The following is a 20,403-nucleotide window of genomic DNA, read 5'->3' on the forward strand; positions in this document are numbered from 1 at the left end:
CGAACCGCGCCCCGCAATGGCGGCACCCCGCCGGCCGGTGCGCGCCCTGACCCGCCTCGCGGGGGTGACAGCGCTCGCCGGGGCGCTGGTCGTCGGCTCGTCCGCCACCGCGCTCGCCGCCCCGGGCCCGTCGGCCGACTCGGCGGGCATCTCCGCCGCGCCGCTCGTGACTGTCGACGCCGCCACCCGACCGCCGCGCACCACCCACGGCCCGTGCGCGTACACCGAGACCCCGGACGAACCCGCCGCCCGGCCGGTGCCGCTGCCGCCCGACCCGCGACGCACCCCGTCTCGGGGCAGTGTCCGGGTGACACTGGCGACCAATCACGGGCCGATCGGGTTGACACTGGACCGGGCCGCCGCGCCGTGCACGGTGCAGAGCTTCTTGCACCTGGTGAGCAAGCGGTTCTACGACCGCACCCCGTGCCACCGGCTCACCGCCTACCCGACGCTGAGCGTGCTGCAGTGCGGTGACCCGTCCGGCACCGGCGAGGGCGGCCCGGGCTACCGCTATCGCGACGAGTTGCCGACCGACCTGCCGCCCGCGCCCACCGACCCGACCGGGGAGCGCCGGGTGTACGCCCGGGGGTTGCTGGCCATGGCCAACGCCGGGCCGGACACCAACGGCAGCCAGTTCTTCCTGGTCTACGCCAACTCCGCGCTGCGTCCCCACTACACGATCTTCGGCGAGGTCGATGGTGCCGGCCTGGCCGCGTTGGACCGGATCGCCGCCGGGGGAGTGGCGCCGACCGCCGAAGACCCGGCGCCGGTCGACGGCGCGCCCGCACTGCCGGTGACCATCCGCAAGGCCGTCCGCTGGCACCACCACTGACAGCGCGGCGCGGTGGGTGACCGTCGGTTGCTCACCGCGCCCGCCGTGGGTGGCGCTCGGTCGGGCAGGACCTCGCCGGAATTTTCGGGAACGGACCGGAACCGGTCCAACCGGTTTCCGACGCAGTTCCGGCCGTCACGTCGAGGCGGGCGACCCGGTCAGCGGGGCGGCGGTGCTGTCCCGGACGACCAACTCGGTGGCGAGTTCCACCCGGGGCGAGTCAATGCCCTCGCCCTGGGCCAGGCGCAGAACGGTCCGGGCCGCCAACCGTCCCATCTCGACCAACGGTTGGCGCACTGTGGTCAGTGGCGGTGAGGCCCAGCGGGCTTCCGGCAGGTCGTCGAACCCCACCACGCTCACGTCGTCCGGCACGCGCAGCCCGCGGCGCCGGATGGCCTCGTAGACGCCGAAGGCCATCTGGTCGCTGGAGGCGAAGATGCCGGTCGGCGGGTCGGCGAGGTTGAGCAGCGCGGTCCCGCCGGCAAAACCGGAGGCGTGGTAGAAGTCGCCCGGGTAGATCAGCGCGTCGTCCACCGGCACCCCGGCGGCCTCCAGCCCGGCCCGGTAACCGTCGAGCCGGGCCCGGCTGCACAGCAGGTGCGTCGGCCCGGCCACGAAACCGATGCGCCGGTGCCCGATCGCGAGCAGATGTTCGGTCGCGGCGAGCCCGCCGGCCCAGTTGGTGGCGCCAATCGTCGGCACGTCCATGGCCGGCACCCCGGCCGGGTCCACGACCACCACTGGCACGTTGAGGCGACGCAGCTGCGCGTGCAGCGGCGGGCTCAGATGCGAGGTCACGAAGATGACGCCGTCGGTGGCCCGGGTGCGCAGGTTCTGCAACCACTGCCGAGCCGCTGTGGGCTGCCGGTGGATCGCGGAGACCACGGTGCCGACGCCCGCACCGTGCCCGACATCCTCCACCCCCCGGATGATCTCCACGGCCCAGGGGCTGTCCAGGTCGTTGAAGACCAGGTCGACGAGACCGGCACGGCGAACGCTGCGACTGGTGCGACGCCGGTAGCCGTGGTGGCGCAACAACTCCTCGACCCGCTCCCGGGTGTCCGGGGCCACATCGGAGCGCCCGTTGAGCACCCGTGACACGGTCGGCACCGACACCCCGGCCTCCCGTGCGATCGCGGTGATGGTCACCCTGCGTCCGTCGTCCGCGCCCACCCGCGTCTCCTTCACCGAGCCGGAGGAACGACCACCAGGCGTCGCCCACCGTGTGTCCCGAAACGGCGTGCCCGTTCCACGCGTCATCTTGCCTCACCGACGGGGGTTGACGACATGCCAGGTCGATCGAAGCTTCGCTTGAGTTGCGGAAAAGTTCCGGACTTTTTCCGGTCACTTTCGCTCGACGGACCACAGGGATCCTGGGATGGTGACCCTGGCCGGGCTGATAGACAGGACTCGTGCGCTACCGCCTGGCCGTCGTGTTCGCGCTCGCCGCGCTGCTCGGCGGCTGCTCGCGGCCGGAGCCCCGCCCCGCGCCGGCCGCGCCGCAGCCGACGTCGGCGAGCCCCACACCCACTCCCGCGCCGACCCCGTCCACCTCCGTGGCGGCCGCGCTGCCGGGGTTCGTGGTGCTGACCGACCTCGACCCGCGCATTCACGCCGACATCCGGTACGCCACACCGCACAACTTCGTCGGCCGACCGATCACCGGCTACCGCGAGCCGCTGTGCCTGCTCACCCGGCAGGCGGCCGAGGCGTTGCGCCGCGTACAGGACGCCGCGCTGACCGGTGGGCACAGCCTCAAGGTGTACGACTGCTACCGCCCGCAACCGGCGGTGGACGACTTCGTCGCCTGGTCGAAGCGCCCCGACGAGCAGCAGACCAAGGCCGAGTTCTACCCGGGCCTGGCCAAGAACCGGCTCTTCGCCGACGGTTACATCGGCGCGCCCACCGCGCACAGCCGCGGCAGCACCCTGGACCTGACACTGGTCGACGAGCCCGCCGCCAGCCAACCTCCGTACCGGGTCGGGCAGCCGCTGGTCGCCTGCACGGCCCCGCGCGGGCAGCGCTTCGCTGACAACAGCATCGACATGGGTACGGGCTTCGACTGCTTCGACTCGCGGGCGCACACCGCCGACCCCCGCGTCACCGGGACGGCGCGGGACAACCGCCGGTTGTTGCAGCGGCTGATGACCGACGCCGGGTTCGTCAACTACGACCGCGAGTGGTGGCACTACAGCCTGCGCGACGAGCCGTACCCGGACACGTTCTTCGCCGCCCCGGTCGCCCGCTCCTCGGTCGGCTGACCCGCCCTGGGCCCGAGGTCAGGTCCAGTAGAGGATTCGGCAGGCGGGCACGCGGGCTGTCAGTTCGGCGGTGAACCAGTCGCGCAGCTCGGTCATCTGCTCACGCGGGTAGACGTACTTCACCGCGCCGAACTTGCCGTGCTTACGGGTGCGGGACTCCTCGTCCATCTCCAGTCGGGTGCGCGGGTACCAGCCGAGCAGCACCTCCTTGCTGCCCGGCGTGAACCGGTGGGTGATCAGCTCGGCGGTCAGATCCAGGTCCGGCACCCCGTCGACCGCCGCGCGGACGTGATCGAGCAGTTCGCCGTAGTGTTCCCGCCAGTCCGGCAGCGCGATGATCGGCGCGATGGTCAGCCCGACCGGGTAGCCGTCGAGGGCGAGCCGGCGCAGCGCGGCGAGGCGGTCCGGCACCCGGGCGGTGCCACCCTCGAACCGCTCGCTGACCGGGGCGCAGTTGACGCTGAAGCGGACCCGGGTCCGGCCGGCGTGCGGCAGCCCCACGAAGGTGTCCACGTCGGCGTACTTGGTGGTCCAGCGCAGTTGTACGGGGGCGTCCCAGTCGGCGAAGTGCTGCACCGCGCGCCGCCAACTGCCGGTCAGGTGCTCGAGGGCGAGCGGGTCGGTGTAGCAGGACGCCTCGAAGGTGGTGCCCTCGTCGGCGCGCCGCGCGTTGCGGCTGGTCACCGTGCCACGTCCGGCGTACGCGGCCAGCCCGGTGAGGATGTCGTCGAGGTCCGCGTACACCCGGGTCACCGGCGGCCCGGACAGGGATCCGGCGAGGTAGCAGTACTGGCAGTGCGCGGGGCAGCCCTCGGCCAGGTCGACCCGCCAGTCGGCGCTGGGGGCGATGGGTTGCAGGACGCGCCGCGAGGGTGGGCTCACCACGATCGCCATCGTCGACTTGGCCCGGGCGTAGGTCTCCCGGTCGGTCTGCCCGCGTACCCCGGTGAGCCGGTTGGCGCGCAGGTGTTCCACCTCGATGCCGAGTGCCCGCACCCGCTCGACGATCCGTTGGCCGTGTGGGTGGTCGAGCGCGGCGGGGGTGGCCACCACCCGGCTCGGGGTCCAGCGGCGTGCCGACCGGGCCGGCGGCGCGAGGCCGGCCAGATCGCGGGTCGGCACACGTTCGCCGCTGGCGTCGTGCGGCGCGGCGGGTACGTCCACTGCGAGCGGCTGGTCGACGTCGACGGCGTCCGGGCTGGTCATCCGGCCGGGGTACCCGTTGCCGCAGGAATCCCACCCGATCGGTCGCCCCGCGATTGACTCCGCCCAACCGGAGCGCATAACCTTCCATCTATCTGTAAACCTTGTGAACAGATGCACATCGACGCGGCGGCGCGCGTCCCGACCGAAGGGACGATCAGGTGATCGCAGAACTCTCCTCCCGTACCAGACGGATCCTGTCGTTGTTCGTCGCAGTGGTCGTCGCGTTGACCGCCGGTCTCGCGGTCAACGCCTCACGCAGCGCCCAGGCCGCCCCGACGTTCAAGGTCCTGGCCTTCTACAACGGCACCTGGGACGCCGCGCACATCGACTTCGTCAAGGACGCCCGAGCCTGGTTCCCGCAGGCCGCCGCCCAACACGGGTTCTCGTGGGAGGCCACCAACAACTGGGGCCTGCTGAACACCGCCAACCTGGCCCAGTACAAGGTCGTCATGTTCCTGGACGACGCGCCGCCCGCCGCGCAGCGCGCCGCGTTCCAGCAGTACGTGCAGAACGGCGGGGGGTGGTTCGGCTTCCACGTCAGCGCGTTCACCACCAACCCGTCGAGCTGGAGCTGGTACTACAACACCTTCCTCGGCACCGGCTCGTTCCAGACGAACACCTGGGGACCCACCCGGGTCACGATGCGCGCCGACAACCGCACCCACGCCGCCACCCGGAACCTCCCGGCGACGTTCCCGTCGTCGATCAGCGAGTGGTACTCCTGGAGCAACGACCTGCGGCAGAACCCCAACATCGACATCCTCGCCTCGGTCGACCCGTCCAGCTTCCCGGTCGGCACGGACCCCAACCAGTCCTGGTACGGGGGTTACTACCCGCTCGTCTGGAGCAACCGGCAGTACAAGATGCTCTACGCCAACTTCGGCCACAACGAGATGAACTACAGCACCAACACCGGGCTGTCGTCGACGTTCGACAGCGCGCAGCAGAACCAGTTGCTGATCGACGGGCTGCACTGGTTGGCAGGCGTCGGCACCGTCCCGCCGACCACGCCCCCGCCGTCCGACGGCATCTCGCCGACCGCCTGGCACACAGCGGTCAACCGGGCCAGCGGCAAGTGCGTGGACGCCCGGGCCGCGGCCAGCGCGAACGGCACCGCCATCCAGCAGTACGCGTGCAACAGCAGCACCGCGCAGCAGTACCAGTTCGTGCCGACCAGCGGCGGGTACCTGCGGGTGAACAACCGCAACAACAGCGCCCAGGTGCTCGACGTGACGAACCGGTCGACCGCCGACTCGGCGCCGATTCAGCTCTGGTCCTACAGCGGCGGCAACAACCAGCAGTGGCGGGCCGAGCCCGAGGGGGGCGGCTACTACCGCCTGGTCAACCGCTCCAGCGGCAAGTGTCTCGACGTCCCGGGTGCGTCCACCGCGGACAGCGTCCAACTCATCCAATACACCTGCAACGGCACCGCGGCGCAGTCCTTCCGGCTGGTGCCGCAGGCATAGATCTACTGCCGTAGCCTCTCGGCCATGGCGATTCCCGACCTGGTGCCGATCGCGCACGAGCCCGACTACCGCACCAGCACGATCGGCCACTACGACAAGGGTCAGTTCTTCGGCTCCGTCACCGCCACCCTTGAGGACGGTGCCGGAGCCGAAGACGACTGGTACCGCCACAAGCGCTGGTACGCGGTGCTGCACCGGTTCGACGCCGACGGTGTGCACACCGACTCCGACATCTGGTTCGCCGGCACCAGCGAGGACGAGGAAGCCTCGATTGATCGGGCGGAGGCTCGCCTCGCCGAGTGGCTGGACGCCCTGCCCGGCCGGGTCTTCGCTGACATCGCCATCCGGCTGTTCCAGGTCGAGGTCGACGGGCACGTCTTCGGGCTGGTCGACTGGTCCCACGAGTACGACGGCGCGGACCACGCCGAGTTCCTCCCCGACGACCTGGGGTTCGATCCGCCCTGGGACGGGGTCTACGACACCTGAGCGGCGCGAGCGAACCGGGCGGCGACGTCCCGGACGACGGTGCGCAGCTCCGGTGGGTCGAGCACGTCGAAGTCGACAGCCAGCGTGCTGAGGAAGGCGGCGAGATTGCCCAGCGACTCGCCGCCGGTGTGCAGCAGGCAGGCGCGTTCGTCGATCGCCTCCAGCAGGCCCGCCGTGGTGGGGATCCGTTGCGCCATCGCCTCGGCCGACGCGTGCAGGCGTACCCGGGCGGGGTGTGGCCAGGCCGTGGAGCCGACGCCGCGCAGCACGTGCGCGACCGCGTCGCCACCTGGCGGCTCCCGCGGCGCGAAGCGTGGGCCGGTCGGCACCCGGGGTTGGATCCGGTCGGCGCGGAACGTCCGCCAGTCGGCCCGGTCGGTGTCCCACCCCAGCAGGTACCACCGCCGCCCGGTGTAGACCAGACGGTACGGCTCGACGTCGCGCACGCTGACCGTGCCGTCGTGGCCGGCGTAGTCGAACCGCAGCCGCTCCCGACGGTGCGCGGCCGTGGAGACGGCGGTGAGTGTGTCGGCGTCCACTGTCGGGCCACCGCCCGCGGCGGAGACCGTCGCCGAGCGTAGGGCGTCCACTCGGTGCCGCAGCCGTGACGGCAACGACTGCTCCAGCTTGGCCAACGCCCGCAGCGAGGTCTCCTCGATGCCGGTCACCGAGCCGCCGGCTGCCGCTCGCAGCCCGACGGCCACCGCCACTGCCTCGTCGTCGTCGAGCAGCAGCGGTGGCAGCGCCGACCCGGCACCGAGCCGGTAGCCGCCGGCGACCCCCGGGTGTGACTCGATCTGGTAGCCCAGCACCCGCAGCCGCTCCACGTCCGTGCGTACCGTGCGGGTGGTGACCGCGAGCCGCTCGGCCAGCTCGGCGCCGGACCACTCCCGGCGCACCTGCAGGAGAGTCAGCAGCCGCAGCAGGCGCACGGAGGTCTCCACCATGTTCGCGAGTCTGCCCTACGGCTAGCGGGGATATCCATTGCGGACGTGCCGTGGCCCTCCTAGTCTCGTCGGTGCAAGGCCAACCGATGACACCCGAGGGGAGTACGCCATGTCGCGACGCGTCCGCACCGACGCCCGCTGGTGCCTGCTCTCCGCCGGCACCCCTTTGCAGATCACCGCCAAAACCCGTGCCTACCGCCCATCGCGGCGCAACGAGCCGGGGTGGCGCGACTGACGCCGACGCTGACGCGTCCGCCGGCCGCCCATCCCACCGGGATCGGGCGGCCCTTTCGTATCCGCGCACCGCCGCTGGCCGCCAAATATGATCATTAACGGTCACCGCACGACAGAAGGAGACCACGATGGGATTCACCCCCCTCGCCGGTACCCGGGCACCGGTCCGGGTCTGGACCGACCCGTACGCCATCGAGGCGCAGGCCGCCAAGCAGCTGCGCAACATCGGCGCGCTGCCCTGGGTGCAGGGTGTCGCCGTCATGCCCGACGTGCACTTCGGCAAGGGCGCCACGGTCGGCTCGGTGATCGCGATGCGGCAGGCCGTCTCGCCGGCCGCGGTCGGCGTCGACATCGGCTGCGGGATGTCGGCGGTCCGTACCTCGCTGACCGCTGCCGACCTGCCGGACGACCTGGCCGGGCTGCGCGCCGCGATCGAGGCCACCATTCCGGTCGGCTTCGCCCAGCGCAAGGACTCGGTCGACACCCGTCGGATCCGGGGCCTGGAGCAGGCCGGCTGGAACGACTTCTGGGGCCGGTTCGCCGGCCTGGACCGGCGGGTGGCGCAGCTGGAGACGCGGGCGCAGCGGCAGATCGGCACCCTCGGCGGGGGCAACCACTTCATCGAGGTCTGCCTGGAGCAGGGCGGCCCCGACGAGGGGCGGGTCTGGCTGATGCTGCACTCCGGGTCCCGCAACATCGGCAAGGAACTGGCCGAGCGGCACATCGGGGTGGCCCGGGGGCTGCCGCACAACGCCGACCTTCCGGACCGGGACCTGGCCGTGTTCCTCGCCGGGACGCCGGAGATGGACGCGTACCGGCGGGATCTCTGGTGGGCGCAGGAGTACGCGCGGCGCAACCGGGCGGTCATGCTGGCCCTGCTCTGCGGCGTGGTGCGTGAGCACTTCCCGCAGGTGTCCTTCGACGAGTCGATCTCGTGTCACCACAACTACGTGTCCGAGGAGAGCTACGACGGGGTGGACGTGCTGGTGACCCGCAAGGGCGCCATCCGGGCCGGCCGGGGTGACCTGGGCATCATCCCCGGGTCGATGGGCACCGGGTCGTACATCGTGCGGGGACGGGGAAACGCCGACGCGTACTGCTCGGCGTCGCACGGGGCAGGGCGTCGGATGTCTCGGGCGCAGGCCAAGCGGACCTTCAGCACCGAGGACCTGGCCGCGCAGACCGCCGGGGTGGAGTGCCGCAAGGACGCCGGGGTGGTCGACGAGATCCCCGGCGCGTACAAGGACATCACCGAGGTGATGGCCCAGCAGGAGGACCTGGTCGAGGTGGTCGCGCACCTCAAGCAGGTGGTCTGCGTGAAGGGCTGACGTGCCGTGCGGGCCGGGGAAACCGGCCCGCACGGCCGCTGGTCAGAAGCCGACGAAGACCCGGCGCAGGTCGTCGAGGGTCACCGAGCCGGTCACCTGCACCCCGTCGGGGGTGTGCTGGGGACCGAGCCGTCCGGTGGCCAGCCGCAGCCATGCCTCGGCCGGGGCCACCAGCTCCCCGTCGGGGCGCTCCGGCGCGTCGACGATCTCGACCTTCTCGCCCAGCCGCAGCCCGAACGTCCGCTCGGGCGCGTGCAGCCGGACCAGCACCGTGGCCTCCCGGCCGGCCAGCTCCCGGGGTCGGCTGGTCCAGGCCAGCATGCCGCCGATCTGGTCGAGCAGCAGCGGCACCGCTCCCGGCGTCACCGCCGCGAACCCGTTGAACGCCACCTCGGCGTCCCACTGGTGCAGGGCGAACTCGCTGAGCCGGAACCGGGCCGCGGTGGCCACGTCGACCGGCTCCGGCAGGAAGCCGAGGTCGATCCGCATCGAGGCCCGGGTCTCGGCGTCCAGCGCCTCGTACGCCTCGACCAGCCGTTCGTTCGTGGCGAGGAACCCGGCGGCGTGCTCGGCCGGGGCCATCGCGTCCCAGCGTGCCCAGACGCCACGGTTGAAGTCCCCGTCCGGGCCGGGCGCGCCGGAACGGGCGGCGTCCAGCGTCGCCAGGTTGATCTCGGCGCCGCTGCCCAGGTGGCTCAGCACCTGGGAGACCTGCCACTCGCTGGCCCCCGACGGCCGGAGCAGGTCGTCCTCCCTGAGGTCCCGTACGAGCGCGGCGAGCTCCTCGTGGCCCGCGCGCAGAGCTGTGATGATCTGGTCAGCAGGGGTCGACATGGATCTCCTCAAACGGATTTTCGACGATGGTCGGGACGCTACCGGACGTGGCCGCCGGCCGGCCCGCCCCGGTGTCGGGGCGCTCCGGCCGGCGGCCACGTCGCTCAGGCTCAGCCCATGTGCACGGTGTTGCCGGTCGGGATGTCCTCCTTGCGGACCTTCACCAGGACCAGGGTGGCCAGTCCGGCGAGCACGATCAGCGCAGCGCCCCAGGCGAAGGCCACCCGGTAGCCGTGCACCAGCGCCTCGACCTGGTTGACCGGGTTCGGTGCCCGTCCGACCAGGTAGGCGGCGACCGCGCTGGTGTAGAAGGTGTTCAGCAGCGCGGTGCCGAGCGAGCCACCAATCTGCTGGGTGGCGTTGAGCGTCGCGCTGGCCGCGCCGGCGTCGTGCTCCGGCACCCCGACCAGGGCGAGGCTGGACAGCGGGACGAAGGTGAAGCCCAGCCCCAGGCCCAGGACGACCTGCGCGGGCAGCAGGTGGGTGAGGAACGAGGTGTCCACGTCGATCTGGGTCAGCACCAGCATGCCCACGGCGGCGAGCGCCGAACCGGCGACCATCAGCGGCTTGGCACCCAACCGGGGCATGAGCTGGCTGGCGCCGCCCGCGGCGATCAGCACGCCGGCGGTGACCGGCAGGGACGCGAGACCGGCTTCGAGGGGCTTGTACTCCAGCACCACCTGGAAGTAGAAGGTCAGGAAGAGGAACGCCCCGAACAGGCCGGCGCCGATCAGCGTCGAGGTGAGGAACGCGCCGCCCCGGTTGCGGTCCAGCAGGATCCGCAGCGGCAGCAGCGGGTGGCTGGAGCGCAGCTCGATCACCACGAAGGCGGCGAGCAGCACCACGCCCGCGCCGATGAAACCGAGCGTCGCGGTGGCGTCCCAGCCGTCCTCGGCGGCCTTGGTGAAGCCGTAGACCAGGGAAACCAGGCCGGCGGTCACCACGATCGCCCCGGGCACGTCGTAGCGGGTGTTGCCGTGGGCCCGGCTCTCCGGCACCAGCGGCAGCGCGAACGCGATGGCGATGGCTGCCACTGGGATGTTGACCAGCAGGCACCAGCGCCAGTCGGCGTACTCGGTGAGCACCCCGCCGAGCAGCAGGCCGACCGCCGACCCACCGCCGGCGATCGCGCCGTACACCGCGAAGGCCTTGGCCCGCTCGGTGGCCTCGGTGAACAGGACGGTGAGCAGCGCCAGCGCGGCCGGGGCGAGTAGCGCGCCGAAGGCGCCCTGCAACGCGCGGGCGGCGAAGAGCATCTCACCGGTGGTGGCCAGACCGCCCAGGGCGGAGGCGAGCGCGAAACCGGTCATGCCGACCAGGAAGGTGCGCTTACGCCCCCAGTAGTCGGCGATGCGACCGCCGAGCAGCAGCAGACCACCGAAGGCCAGCGTGTAGGCGGTGATCACCCACTGCCGGTTCGCGTCGGTGATCCCCAGGTCGGCCTGGGCCTGCGGCAGCGCGATGTTCACGATCGTGGCGTCCAGGACGACCATCAGCTGTGAGACCGCGATGACCGCCAGCGCGATCCAGCGCCGCGGGTGCGGTGCGCCTGTCGACGCCCCGGCGTTGGGCGCGCCGGGCGCGGTCGAGGTGGTTCCGGGCATGGTGAAGCCTTCCGTGTTGCGAATATCGGTGAATCAGGCCGGCGACGGACGGTCGTGCTGATAGCGGAGTACCGGGATCAGCACCTGGTCGACGACCTGGGTGAGGAACGCGTCATCGGCGGGTAGGCCGTGCGCGACGATGCGGGACATGGTGAGCGCGGGCGCCAGATCGTGGAACAACTCCCGCTCGCCGGCCTCTGGCGGGATCTCCCCGCGGGCGGCGGCCCGGACCAGGATGGCGGTGCTTGCCACCCGCCCGGCCGGCAGTACCTGGTGACGCACCAGGCGTTCCAGCTCGGGGTTGGTCCGCATGGCGAAGGTCAACGCCTGCATGAGGTCGCAGTCGGCAGTGCAGATCGCGGCCGTGGCCTTCAGCAACTCGATCAGGTCCCCGCGGAGGGAGCCGGTGTCGGGCGGGTTGTGGACACCCACGTGCCGGTCGCGCAGGGCGGCGACGACCAGCTCGGCCTTGCCGTCCCAGCGTCGGTAGATGGTGGCCTTGCTGACGTGGGCGCGGGCGGCCACGGCGTCGATGGTCATCCGGTCGAAGCCGACCTCGCGCAGGGTGTCGATGACGACGGTGAACAGGTCGCTGTCGGTGCAGCGCGGGGCCCGGGCTGCCGGCACCCCGGCACCCGCGCCCACCTGCTGACCACCCAGCATCCCGACCCCCCGCGAAACGATGTCGTACTGACACTAGTTCGCGGTTGGCTGATCGTGCAGGGATTCGTGAGTTGCCTCGCATCCAGCCGGCGAAACGGTCACGTTTCACGGGGAGTCGGCCCGGGTGTCAGGATCGGCACGGGTCGCGTGGTCAGGAACCCAGCGCCACTTCCACCTTCTTGCGGGTTCCCCAGCCGGTGCGCCAGCAGGTGGCGACGCCGTACCAGCGGATCGCGCGCAGCACGACCAGGGCGAACACCACGGCGACGGGCGTGAGGAGCCAGGTGCCCCACTGGTAGGCCGTCGACTGGTCCGATCGTCGCACCGTCATGTAGCGGAGCGCCTGCCCGTACCCGACGATCAACGGCACGGCCACCAGCCACGGAATCGCCCTCGGATCGGGGTCGATGATCGGCGACAGGATCGCCACCGCCACGAACAGCACCGTCGCGACCACAGTCGCCGCCCAGCGCAGCAGATGCAGCCACCACGCGATCGACAGCAACGACAGGTACCGGACCCGCCACCAGGTCCTGATGAAGCTGCCGCGCATCCACCGCAGGAACATCCGGCAGAAGTGCCCGGCGTTCTCCGGCATGAGGGAGAACGCGAACGCCGACGGCTGCTGGACGGTACGTCCCCTGACCATCGCGAAGAGGGTGAGGAGGGAGTCGTCGGAGAAGGGCACCCGTTGGCCGAAGAACGTCTCCGTCAGATACGCGCCGAGGTTGTCGCGAACCACCTCCGCGCGGTAGGCGGCGATCGGGCCCGAGTTCACCCACACGCACCCGAACACCGACAGTGACGACCGGTCGGTGAGCTGCCCGGTCACCAGCCACAGGTCGGTGAACCGGGTGAGGAAGCTGCTGCGCACGTTCGCGGCCATCACCACCCCCGCGACGGACTGCACCGCCGGGTCGGCGAAGGGCTTCAACAACTCGTCGAGGGCGTTCGGGTCCGAGATGGTGTCCGAGTCCACCGTCCAGTAGACGTCGGCTGCCGGTGTCGACCGCACCGCGGCGGCCTGGGCGTGCCGTTTCCCGGCGTTGGGTTGGATGTGCCAGGCGGCGATGATCCCGTGTACGGGGGCGACGTCGAGAAACCACCTCTTGATCGGTTGGTAGCCCTCGGTCAGCTTCGACCCGTCGTCCACCACGTAGATGGTGTTTGGTTTGCGTGTTTGGAAGATCATGGATTCGAGGCAGGCCCGCAGCGCGCCCGGATCCTCGTTGTACGCCGGCACGATGCCCACCACGTGCAGACCGTCGAGGTGCCCCTGCATCCGGTCGGTGACCACTGCGGGCTTCTCCAGATAGGAGGTGCCGAGCTGCCAGATCAGCAGCAGAAACATGGCGGCGTACGCGAAGGTGAAGCGGTGACCGCCTCCGTCGATGGCGCCGATCACGGCGAGGACGTGATGGGCGGTCCACGCCGCCGCGGCGGCCAGGACGACCGCCGCGGCGAACAGGACACGACCCTTCGTGACACTCGCGGTCACTGGCCGACCGACTGCTTACGACGGAACGTCATCCGGATCATGATGAAGCCGACGAGGACGGCTGTCGCTCCGGTGAGGGCGATGGTGAGCGGCAGGGGGAGGGCGTAGCTGCCGATCCCGGCCGCGCCGCCGATCGTGACGACGCCCATACCGGTACGGGGAAGGCTGCCACCGGACATGATGTATCTCCGCTCTGTGAGGGATGGCGAGGCTGTCGCGGCGACCGGTACGACTTCCTGAGTCGCCCGGCCGGCACGGTGCTGAACAGCGAATATGACTGTGTGCAATGACGCGCTCACGTTGGCAAACATGTCTACCCAGGTCAATCTCGAAGGTCACGTGAACGGCCGTCCGGCCAAGCCCGACGAGCCTTCGCGCTGCCGGCGTGTCGGAGACGTTCCCACCGGCTCCACGGCATCTGGCCTGCGGTTTCATCGCGTGGCCGCGCCGGCCCGGGAAATGCCGGCGAGGATCTGCGCTGTCGGGTAGACGTCAGCGCCGCACGTCGCCGTCGACAAATGGATGACGCATCGGGTTAACACCCTCTGGGGCGAGGTGGTCAGTCGCGGGCCGCGAGGACCACCGGCACCGCCATCGTGTTGATCCGCGTGCCGTTCTCGGCGGACACCTCGTACACCTCGACAGTGCCCTTCTGTTCGCGGACCGTGCGCCAGCCGACCGCCACGCGGTAGCCGCCCCGGCAGCCGCTGCCGCAACTGGCGGTGCCGAAACCGGTGGCCACCTCCCGGCCGGCGGCGTCCAGCACCCGGACGCTCACAGTGGCCTCGAACACGGTGGCGGTGCCGGTGACGACGAGCGGAGCGGAGACGCGCTCCCCGGGGATCGGGCCGGTGACCACGATCGGTGGCAGCAGGTCCGCGTAGTCCGTCCGGCCGACCGGGGCGGCGTCGTCGAGGCGGACCTGACGCACGCTGGGGAACTGGGTGAGCGTCCACACCACCTGCGCCTCGCGCAGCCGCCGGGTGGCCGGGTCACCGACGGACGGCACCCACAGCGTCGCCACGCCGTCGGCGATGCGGGTGACCTCGACGCCGGTCGGAAGCAGGGTGATCATCCCGGTGGCGGCCTCGGCCGGGCTCGGCCCGGCGGCCAGTTCGGTCAGCGCCAGCCGGGACGTCGCGACAGTGGCCGGCCGGGTGCGCCGGGTCGGCACGAGCAGCCCGGCGCGGACGTACCACAGCTCGATGGTCACCGGATCCGGCCGGCGCGTGCCGGTGGACGCCGCCGTCGAGGGACCCGGCGGCCGGTTCGCGGGCGGTGGCGTCGGTGCCACGGCCCGGGTCGCTGTGGGTTCCGGGCGGTCGGTGAGTGCGACGCTCGGCGGCGGCGCGGTGGGCGCCGGGCCGAGATCACCGGAGCGGGGAGTGCCGCAGCCGCCGAGTAGGAGCGACGCGACCAGCGCCGATGCGCCCAGCCCGACCGCGCCGCGGCCGGTCACCCCACACCGCCCGGCGTGCCTGCGGTACGCCCAACCGGACCCGGGCGGGCACTGTCGTTCGGGGGCGACAGGTCGTCACCGTGGGGGCCGGCGGGACCGGCGATGGGCAACTCCAGCCGGAACCGGGTGCCCTCGCCTGGTTCGCTGCGCACGCTCAGCGCGCCGCCGAGCAGCTCGGCGTGCTCCCGGGCGATGGCCAGCCCGAGCCCGCTGCCCGGCGCGGAGCGGGACGGATCGACCTGGTGGAACCGGTCGAACACGCGGGACAGGTGCTCGGCCGGGATCCCCGGCCCCTCGTCGGTGACCTCGAAGGCGACCAGGGTGCCCGCGCCCGCCACGCTGGCCGTGATCTCGCCGCCGCCGTGCTCGACCGCGTTGGCGACCAGGTTGGCCAGCACGCGCTCCAGCCGACGCCTGTCGGTGCGCGCCGTGACCGGATCACCGGCGACCCGCACCCGCGGCGACCAGCCGCGCGCCGCGACGATGCTGTGCAGCAGCGCCAACGCGTCGACCGGCCCGACGGCCAACTGCTCCCGTCCGGCGTCCAGCCGGGAGATCTCCATCAGATCCTCCACCAACCGGCGCAGCCGGACCACGTCGCCGACCAGCAGCCGGGCCGCCGGTCGGGCGTCGTCGGGCAGTTGGTCGAGGTGCTCGCGCAGCAGCGACGCCGCGGCCACCAACGCGGTCACCGGGGTACGCAGCTCGTGCGCGACGTCGGCGGTGAACCGCCGCTCGCGGGCCTGCGCGGCCGACAGCGCCGCGATCTTCGACTCCAGTGCCTCGGCCATCTCGTTGAACGTCGCCGCCCAGACGCTGAACTCGTCGCGCCCGCGTACCGGCAGGCGAGTGGCGAGCAGGCCCTCGGTGAGGGCTCGGGCGGCCCGGCTGGCCCGGCCCACCGGCTCCAACGTGCGACGGGCCAACGCGTGCCCCACCGCGGCGGCGAGCAACACCACGAGCACCCAGCCGGCCACCAGCGCGGTGCGGAGTTGACCCAGGTCGGTAGCGACGTCGTCCTCCACGGTCAGGACGTACAACTCGGCGGCCGAGCCGGGGATGCGCCCACCGATCACCAGCAGCCGAGGACGCTCCGCCGGCGCGGAGCGCTGATAACCGAGCCGCCCGTCCGCGACGACGGCCCGCAACCGGGTGCCCAGCACCGGGACGTACGCGGGGTGCGAGGCGCGGGTCGGGCCGTCGACGAGCAGCACGTGCCGACCGCTGGCCTCGAAGCTGGTGAGCAGTTCGGTGCTGCGCTGCTCGGTCAGCGGCAGGAACTGCCCAGCGAGAACGAGTTGGTAGCGGGCATCGGCGGCGGCCTCGTGCAGCGACGCGTCCAACCAGGACTGGCGCAGCAGCAGCCCGGTCCCGCCGGCGAGCAGTCCGGCCGAGACGCCGGCGACCAGGACGAACGCGATCGTCAGCCGGCGCCGCAGGCGCCCGGGGAACACCCCGCGTCCGGCCATCGCCGCCCCCGTCAGCCCGTCGACAGTTTGTAGCCGGCGCCGCGCACGGTCCGGATCAGCAGTGGCTGCGTCGGGTCGTCCTCGATCTTGGCCCGTAGCCGCTGCACCGCCACGTCGACCAGTCGGGAGTCGCCGAGGAAGTCGTGGTTCCAGACCAGGTCCAGCAGCAGGTCCCGGGTGAAGACCTGACCGGGCCGGCGGGCCAGCTCCAGTAACAGGCGGAACTCGGTGGCGGTGAGCGCCACCTCTTGGCCGTGCCGGCGAACCACGAAGCCGCCCGGGTCGATCTCCAGGCCGCCGACCTCGATGACTGACGAGGGGGCCGACACGTTCATCCGGCGCAGCACCGAACGAACCCGGGCCACCAGCTCGGGCAGGTCGAAGGGCTTACGCAGATAGTCGTCCGCGCCGCACTCCAGCCCGACCACCACGTCGATGGTGTCGGTGCGCGCGGTCAGCATCAGGATCGGCACCTGGCTGGTCCGCCGGATCTCCCGGCAGACCTCCAGACCGTCCAGGCCCGGCAGCATGATGTCGAGCACGATGAGGTCGACGGGGTGGGCGCGGAACGCGGCCAGGGCCTGCCGCCCGTCGACGGCGGTGTCGACCCGGAAGCCGGCGCGGCGCAGACCGAGGGCGGTGACCTCCCGGATCGAGAAATCGTCCTCGACCACCAGCACGCGGCCCTCCATCACCCGAGGGTAGACCCGGCGCCACAGTGCGTAGTCCTGGCGGAACGGCCGACATCGGCGGCCGGCTGGCCCCCTCCGGGCGCTGCCCAACCGCTACGTTCAGGTGCCTTCGGCACCCCTGGAACAGCTCACACGAAAGGGCACGACGTGAAACGTCATGGCTGCGTGATCCGACTCCGCCCCGAGCAGCGGGAGACCTACCTGCGGTTGCATGCCGCCGTCTGGCCGAGCGTGGAGAAGACGCTGCGCGAGGCGAACTTCCGCAACTACACCATCTTCCTCCACGACGATCTGCTCTTCGGCTACTACGAGTACGTGGGCGACGACTACGAGGCCGACCTGCGGCTGATCGCGGCGGACCCGCAGACGCAGGAGTGGTGGAAGCTGACCGACCCGTGTCAGGAGTCGATCGCCGAGCCCGGCTCGGGGGACTTCTGGGCCCCGATGCGCGAGGTCTGGCACCTGGCCGACGAGGCTTAGGTCAATGTCGATCATGGAGTTGTGGTGCCCGTCGTGGCGACTGTCGGTCGCCTTGTCACCCACCACAACTCCATGATCGGCGGGACGGGAGTTCGCCGCCGCACTGATCACCACGCCGACCGTGACGCTACCGGCGTCGCCTGCGGCTGCTGGCGAGCGGTGACGGTCGAGTTCCCGCCCGGGTCACCACTGGTGGGCGACGTCGAGCACCACCCGGCTGTGGGTGCCGGGACCGGCGAGCACGAGCACCCGGAACGGCAAGCGCGCCCGTACGCCGACGGCGAAGGTGCTGTAGCCCTCGAAGCTGCCGCCGAACACCACGTCGCGCAGCGTCGGGTAGCGCAGCAAGTTCGCCGCGTGCTCGCCGACCGCGTAGGGCACGGTGCCCAGGTGGTCGTCGTCGTACGCCGGGGCCCGCAGGGAGACCCGCAGCAGCGCCCCGCCGGCGGTGTACGGCGACAGTGCCAGCCCTTCGCCCTCGGTCCACGTCTCGCCGTAGCCGATCGCGTAACCGTCGACCGGACCGTTGAACTCGAACACGACCCGGTCGTAGCAGTCGTCCCGGCCGGTCCGCACGCCCATCAGCGGTGCGTCGCTCAGTGTGCCGGCCGCCTTCTCCGCGCTGCCCCAGGTGATCCCGCAGTACGCCGCTCCCGTCGTGGTGCCCGCGGCGGTGCTGCTGCCGGCGCTGGCGACCAGCCCGGCGAGGACGACCGCCAACGCGGTCAGTGCGCTCCTGATCCTCATTGTGGTTTCTCCGTTCGGTATGGGGGTCACGTCGCGGCGGCGCTGCCGGTGACCCTCTGCCGTCACCGTCGTCCTGCCCCGGCACGGGAGCTTCGCCGCGACGTAACCGCTGGGTAACAGCCTGCACGTCGCCGGTATGACGCTTCCGCTATGCCGAACATCGGCCGCCGTCACATTAATATCGGCATGTATCGATGGACCGGTGGCGACGGTCGCCGGACGACCGCAGGGAGTACCCGATGTTCCGAGGACAACTGAGACGCGCGGCGCTGGCCATGCTGGTGGCGATCCTGGCGGCGGCCGGGATACAGCTTGCCACCGGTACGCCGGCCGCCGCCGTCCGGACCGTCTACTACGACGCGAGCCGGACCGGCGAGTTCCGCACCAACTTCGACCAGGCGGCGCAGATCTGGAACAGCCGGGTCAGCAACGTCCGACTCCTGGCCGGTACCCCGGCCAGCATCACCATCTACGTCGACGAAGGCTGGCCCCGCGCGCAGCCGACCGGCCTCGGCTCGGGCCGGATCTGGATGGGCCGCACGGCCGTCAACCAGGGCTACGACCGCACCCGCATCGCCACCCACGAAGTCGGCCACATCCTGGGTCTGCCGGACCGGCGCACCGGCCTCTGCTCCGATCTGATGTCCGGCAGCAGCGCACCGGTCTCCTGCCGCAACGCGAACCCCAGCGCCGCCGAGGCGAGCCGGGTGAACTCGCTGTTCGCCGGCTCCCTGGCCGCGCCGGCCAGCACGACGTACACCTGGAATGGCGACTCCGACATCAGCCCGCTGGTGGTCGGCGGCCGGCCGGCCACGGAGAACTACCCCTTCATGGTGTACGTCTCCGGCTGCACGGGCACGCTGATCAAGGGCAACTGGGCGGTCACCGCCAAGCACTGTTCGACGCCGTCCTCGGTGCGGGTGGGCAGCATCAACCGTTCCAGCGGCGGGACCGTGGTGCGGGTGACCCGGGCGGTCAACCACCCGAGCGTCGACGTCAAGCTGCTGCAACTGGCCAGCTCGGTCACGTATGCGCCGGCCCCGATCCCGAGCACCTCCGGCGCGGTCGGCACCGCCACCCGGATCATCGGCTGGGGTCAGACCTGCGCCCCGCGGGGCTGCGGTTCGGCTCCGGCCGTGGCCAACGAGCTCGACACGTCCATCGTGGCCGACAGCCGGTGCTCCGGCATCAACGGCCCGTACGAGATCTGCACCAACAACACCAACGGCAACTCCGGCGCCTGCTACGGCGACTCGGGTGGTCCGCAGGTGCGCCGGGTCAACGGAGTGTGGAACCTGATCGGCGCCACGAGTCGGGCCGGCAACAACAACTCCACCTGTGCCACCGGCCCGTCCATCTACGTCGACCTGCCGTCGATCCGATCGTGGATCTCCACTCAGGTGGGTGGCCTGCCGGTCTGACCATCAGCGACATCGCGGGCGGGGGCGAGCACCACACGCGCCCCCGCCCCGGTGTGCCGGTGCCACCCACGCCATCCCACGATGCGATACGGTGCGTGGCATATCCGGCACATCGGAGGTGGCGTCATGCCTACCGTCGTCGTCCTCGCGCTGACCCTCGCCCTCGCGCCAGCGCCGTCCCCGTCGGCCACCCCGGATCCGCTCGGCGACATCATCGGCGGCGTCGGCCAGATCGTCGACGACCTGCTCAACGGTGACACGCCTAGCACCGCTCCGCCGCCGAGCGCCACCCCCACCGGGGCGGCCACGCCGAGTCGGCCGCCGGCCGCCGGTCAGCCCAGCCCAGCGGAGGCCACAGCGATCCCGGTGCCCGCCGGCTCGACCGGGGGCCGCCCCGCACCCACCGCCCCCGATCGCCGCACCACTGGCGAGGGCACCGCCACCCGTGAGGCCGCAGTGCCCGGGCGCGACGGCGACGCCCCCGCACCCACCGCACCGCCGGTCCTCGCCAGCCCCACCCGGAATGCCTGGCCGCCCGCGTCGTACCTGCTGGTCGTGGCCGTCCTCGCGGTGCTGGCGCTGCTGCTCGTGCGCCGTCGGGCCGCGGTCCCCGCCGCCACACCCGACCTCGACCCCGCACCAGGCGCCGGCCCGGCACCGGATCCCGGCCCGGTGCCGGAGAACGTCAGCCGGTTGCCGACCAGCCTCAACGCCATCTACGAGATGGGCCGCCAGGATGAGCGACTCGACCAGGAGCGCCGTCGGCGTACCTGAGG

The 20,403-nt window shown here is 71.7% G+C and carries 21 protein-coding genes; 9 read left to right on the forward strand and 12 right to left on the reverse strand.

What is annotated here, in order from left to right:
* Positions 1–16: 16 nt before the first annotated feature.
* Positions 17–832 carry a peptidylprolyl isomerase gene (locus OHB44_RS14855; RefSeq protein WP_274530528.1) on the forward strand — a complete coding sequence of 272 codons (816 nt, stop codon included), beginning with the start codon at positions 17–19 and terminating at the stop codon, positions 830–832.
* A gap of 135 nt (positions 833–967) precedes the next feature.
* Here OHB44_RS14855 and OHB44_RS14860 read toward each other — a convergent pair whose 3' ends face one another.
* The gene (locus tag OHB44_RS14860; protein ID WP_238682695.1) at positions 968–2,005 is read right to left on the reverse strand and encodes a LacI family DNA-binding transcriptional regulator; all 1,038 of its coding nucleotides are present in this window, start codon (positions 2,003–2,005) and stop codon (positions 968–970) included.
* 239 nt (positions 2,006–2,244) lie between these two features.
* On the opposite strand from OHB44_RS14860, the gene OHB44_RS14865 reads away from it, so the two are divergent.
* Complete coding sequence (locus OHB44_RS14865; protein ID WP_330441028.1) at positions 2,245–3,093, forward strand: M15 family metallopeptidase; 849 nt, start codon at positions 2,245–2,247, stop codon at positions 3,091–3,093.
* Between the two features lie 18 nt (positions 3,094–3,111).
* Here OHB44_RS14865 and OHB44_RS14870 read toward each other — a convergent pair whose 3' ends face one another.
* The gene (locus OHB44_RS14870; RefSeq protein WP_330441029.1) at positions 3,112–4,299 is read right to left on the reverse strand and encodes a spore photoproduct lyase family protein; all 1,188 of its coding nucleotides are present in this window, start codon (positions 4,297–4,299) and stop codon (positions 3,112–3,114) included.
* A 158-nt stretch (positions 4,300–4,457) separates the two neighbouring features.
* Between OHB44_RS14870 and OHB44_RS14875 the strand changes: the two genes are divergently transcribed.
* Both OHB44_RS14875 and OHB44_RS14880 read left to right on the forward strand, forming a co-directional pair.
* The gene (locus OHB44_RS14875; RefSeq protein ID WP_330441030.1) at positions 4,458–5,765 is read left to right on the forward strand and encodes an RICIN domain-containing protein; all 1,308 of its coding nucleotides are present in this window, start codon (positions 4,458–4,460) and stop codon (positions 5,763–5,765) included.
* A 24-nt stretch (positions 5,766–5,789) separates the two neighbouring features.
* Entirely contained in the window at positions 5,790–6,251 is a 462-nt protein-coding gene (locus tag OHB44_RS14880) for a hypothetical protein (RefSeq protein WP_238682699.1), read from the forward strand.
* Here OHB44_RS14880 and OHB44_RS14885 read toward each other — a convergent pair.
* Positions 6,239–7,198 carry a helix-turn-helix transcriptional regulator gene (locus OHB44_RS14885; protein ID WP_238682700.1) on the reverse strand — a complete coding sequence of 320 codons (960 nt, stop codon included), beginning with the start codon at positions 7,196–7,198 and terminating at the stop codon, positions 6,239–6,241. The genes OHB44_RS14880 and OHB44_RS14885 overlap by 13 nt on opposite strands.
* Before the next feature lie 109 nt (positions 7,199–7,307).
* Between OHB44_RS14885 and OHB44_RS14890 the strand changes: the two genes are divergently transcribed.
* Both OHB44_RS14890 and OHB44_RS14895 read left to right on the forward strand, forming a co-directional pair.
* A complete protein-coding gene (locus OHB44_RS14890) occupies positions 7,308–7,433 on the forward strand; it encodes a hypothetical protein (protein WP_266302769.1) in 126 nt (41 codons plus the stop codon).
* 127 nt (positions 7,434–7,560) lie between these two features.
* Positions 7,561–8,760, forward strand: a complete 1,200-nt coding sequence (locus tag OHB44_RS14895) for an RtcB family protein (protein ID WP_238682701.1) — start codon at positions 7,561–7,563, stop codon at positions 8,758–8,760.
* A gap of 42 nt (positions 8,761–8,802) precedes the next feature.
* On the opposite strand, the gene OHB44_RS14900 is transcribed toward OHB44_RS14895, so the two are convergent.
* From OHB44_RS14900 to OHB44_RS14935, 8 genes are all read right to left on the reverse strand, one after another.
* Positions 8,803–9,594, reverse strand: coding sequence for a maleylpyruvate isomerase family mycothiol-dependent enzyme (locus OHB44_RS14900; protein ID WP_330441031.1), 792 nt, complete (start codon positions 9,592–9,594; stop codon positions 8,803–8,805).
* 110 nt (positions 9,595–9,704) lie between these two features.
* Positions 9,705–11,198: an MFS transporter gene (locus tag OHB44_RS14905; RefSeq protein WP_238682703.1), complete on the reverse strand. Its 1,494-nt coding sequence runs from the start codon at positions 11,196–11,198 to the stop codon at positions 9,705–9,707.
* A 33-nt stretch (positions 11,199–11,231) separates the two neighbouring features.
* A complete protein-coding gene (locus OHB44_RS14910) occupies positions 11,232–11,861 on the reverse strand; it encodes a TetR/AcrR family transcriptional regulator (protein ID WP_238682704.1) in 630 nt (209 codons plus the stop codon).
* 151 nt (positions 11,862–12,012) lie between these two features.
* The gene (locus tag OHB44_RS14915; RefSeq protein WP_330441032.1) at positions 12,013–13,359 is read right to left on the reverse strand and encodes a glycosyltransferase; all 1,347 of its coding nucleotides are present in this window, start codon (positions 13,357–13,359) and stop codon (positions 12,013–12,015) included.
* On the reverse strand, positions 13,356–13,538 hold the full coding sequence (locus tag OHB44_RS14920; RefSeq protein ID WP_203117656.1) for a hypothetical protein: 183 nt from the start codon (positions 13,536–13,538) through the stop codon (positions 13,356–13,358). The genes OHB44_RS14915 and OHB44_RS14920 overlap by 4 nt, the downstream gene beginning before the upstream one ends.
* Positions 13,539–13,918: 380 nt before the next feature.
* Complete coding sequence (locus OHB44_RS14925; protein ID WP_330441033.1) at positions 13,919–14,818, reverse strand: Gmad2 immunoglobulin-like domain-containing protein; 900 nt, start codon at positions 14,816–14,818, stop codon at positions 13,919–13,921.
* On the reverse strand, positions 14,815–16,287 hold the full coding sequence (locus tag OHB44_RS14930; RefSeq protein ID WP_330441034.1) for a HAMP domain-containing sensor histidine kinase: 1,473 nt from the start codon (positions 16,285–16,287) through the stop codon (positions 14,815–14,817). The genes OHB44_RS14925 and OHB44_RS14930 overlap by 4 nt, the downstream gene beginning before the upstream one ends.
* Positions 16,288–16,298: 11 nt before the next feature.
* Positions 16,299–16,979: a response regulator transcription factor gene (locus OHB44_RS14935; protein ID WP_238682708.1), complete on the reverse strand. Its 681-nt coding sequence runs from the start codon at positions 16,977–16,979 to the stop codon at positions 16,299–16,301.
* A gap of 165 nt (positions 16,980–17,144) precedes the next feature.
* Here OHB44_RS14935 and OHB44_RS14940 point away from each other — a divergent pair, with 165 nt between their 5' ends.
* The gene (locus tag OHB44_RS14940; protein ID WP_238682709.1) at positions 17,145–17,459 is read left to right on the forward strand and encodes an L-rhamnose mutarotase; all 315 of its coding nucleotides are present in this window, start codon (positions 17,145–17,147) and stop codon (positions 17,457–17,459) included.
* A 183-nt stretch (positions 17,460–17,642) separates the two neighbouring features.
* Here OHB44_RS14940 and OHB44_RS14945 read toward each other — a convergent pair whose 3' ends face one another.
* Positions 17,643–18,206 (reverse strand): AMIN-like domain-containing (lipo)protein, encoded by a 564-nt coding sequence (locus tag OHB44_RS14945; protein ID WP_330441035.1) that lies wholly within the window; start codon positions 18,204–18,206, stop codon positions 17,643–17,645.
* Positions 18,207–18,481: 275 nt separating this feature from the next.
* On the opposite strand from OHB44_RS14945, the gene OHB44_RS14950 reads away from it, so the two are divergent.
* Complete coding sequence (locus tag OHB44_RS14950) at positions 18,482–19,627, forward strand: snapalysin family zinc-dependent metalloprotease (protein ID WP_442932696.1); 1,146 nt, start codon at positions 18,482–18,484, stop codon at positions 19,625–19,627.
* A gap of 126 nt (positions 19,628–19,753) precedes the next feature.
* Positions 19,754–20,401, forward strand: a complete 648-nt coding sequence (locus tag OHB44_RS14955; RefSeq protein ID WP_266302763.1) for a hypothetical protein — start codon at positions 19,754–19,756, stop codon at positions 20,399–20,401.
* The last annotated feature ends 2 nt before the right edge of the window (positions 20,402–20,403 follow it).

This window comes from Micromonospora sp. NBC_00821 (assembly GCF_036347035.1).
Lineage (GTDB): Bacteria > Actinomycetota > Actinomycetes > Mycobacteriales > Micromonosporaceae > Micromonospora > Micromonospora hortensis.

Excerpts from the sequence above, each read along its gene's own strand:
- OHB44_RS14950 (WP_442932696.1), top strand. The coding sequence starts at position 18,482 with ATGCTGGTGGCGATCCTGGCGGCGGCCGGGATACAGCTTGCCACCGGT.
- OHB44_RS14935 (WP_238682708.1), bottom strand. The coding sequence starts at position 16,979 with ATGGAGGGCCGCGTGCTGGTGGTCGAGGACGATTTCTCGATCCGGGAG.
- OHB44_RS14945 (WP_330441035.1), bottom strand. The coding sequence starts at position 18,206 with ATGAGGATCAGGAGCGCACTGACCGCGTTGGCGGTCGTCCTCGCCGGG.
- OHB44_RS14855 (WP_274530528.1), top strand. The coding sequence starts at position 17 with ATGGCGGCACCCCGCCGGCCGGTGCGCGCCCTGACCCGCCTCGCGGGG.
- OHB44_RS14930 (WP_330441034.1), bottom strand. The coding sequence starts at position 16,287 with ATGGCCGGACGCGGGGTGTTCCCCGGGCGCCTGCGGCGCCGGCTGACG.
- OHB44_RS14955 (WP_266302763.1), top strand. The coding sequence starts at position 19,754 with ATGCCTACCGTCGTCGTCCTCGCGCTGACCCTCGCCCTCGCGCCAGCG.
- OHB44_RS14890 (WP_266302769.1), top strand. The coding sequence starts at position 7,308 with ATGTCGCGACGCGTCCGCACCGACGCCCGCTGGTGCCTGCTCTCCGCC.
- OHB44_RS14920 (WP_203117656.1), bottom strand. The coding sequence starts at position 13,538 with ATGTCCGGTGGCAGCCTTCCCCGTACCGGTATGGGCGTCGTCACGATC.
- OHB44_RS14910 (WP_238682704.1), bottom strand. The coding sequence starts at position 11,861 with ATGCTGGGTGGTCAGCAGGTGGGCGCGGGTGCCGGGGTGCCGGCAGCC.
- OHB44_RS14870 (WP_330441029.1), bottom strand. The coding sequence starts at position 4,299 with ATGACCAGCCCGGACGCCGTCGACGTCGACCAGCCGCTCGCAGTGGAC.
- OHB44_RS14885 (WP_238682700.1), bottom strand. The coding sequence starts at position 7,198 with ATGGTGGAGACCTCCGTGCGCCTGCTGCGGCTGCTGACTCTCCTGCAG.
- OHB44_RS14905 (WP_238682703.1), bottom strand. The coding sequence starts at position 11,198 with ATGCCCGGAACCACCTCGACCGCGCCCGGCGCGCCCAACGCCGGGGCG.
- OHB44_RS14880 (WP_238682699.1), top strand. The coding sequence starts at position 5,790 with ATGGCGATTCCCGACCTGGTGCCGATCGCGCACGAGCCCGACTACCGC.
- OHB44_RS14895 (WP_238682701.1), top strand. The coding sequence starts at position 7,561 with ATGGGATTCACCCCCCTCGCCGGTACCCGGGCACCGGTCCGGGTCTGG.
- OHB44_RS14900 (WP_330441031.1), bottom strand. The coding sequence starts at position 9,594 with ATGTCGACCCCTGCTGACCAGATCATCACAGCTCTGCGCGCGGGCCAC.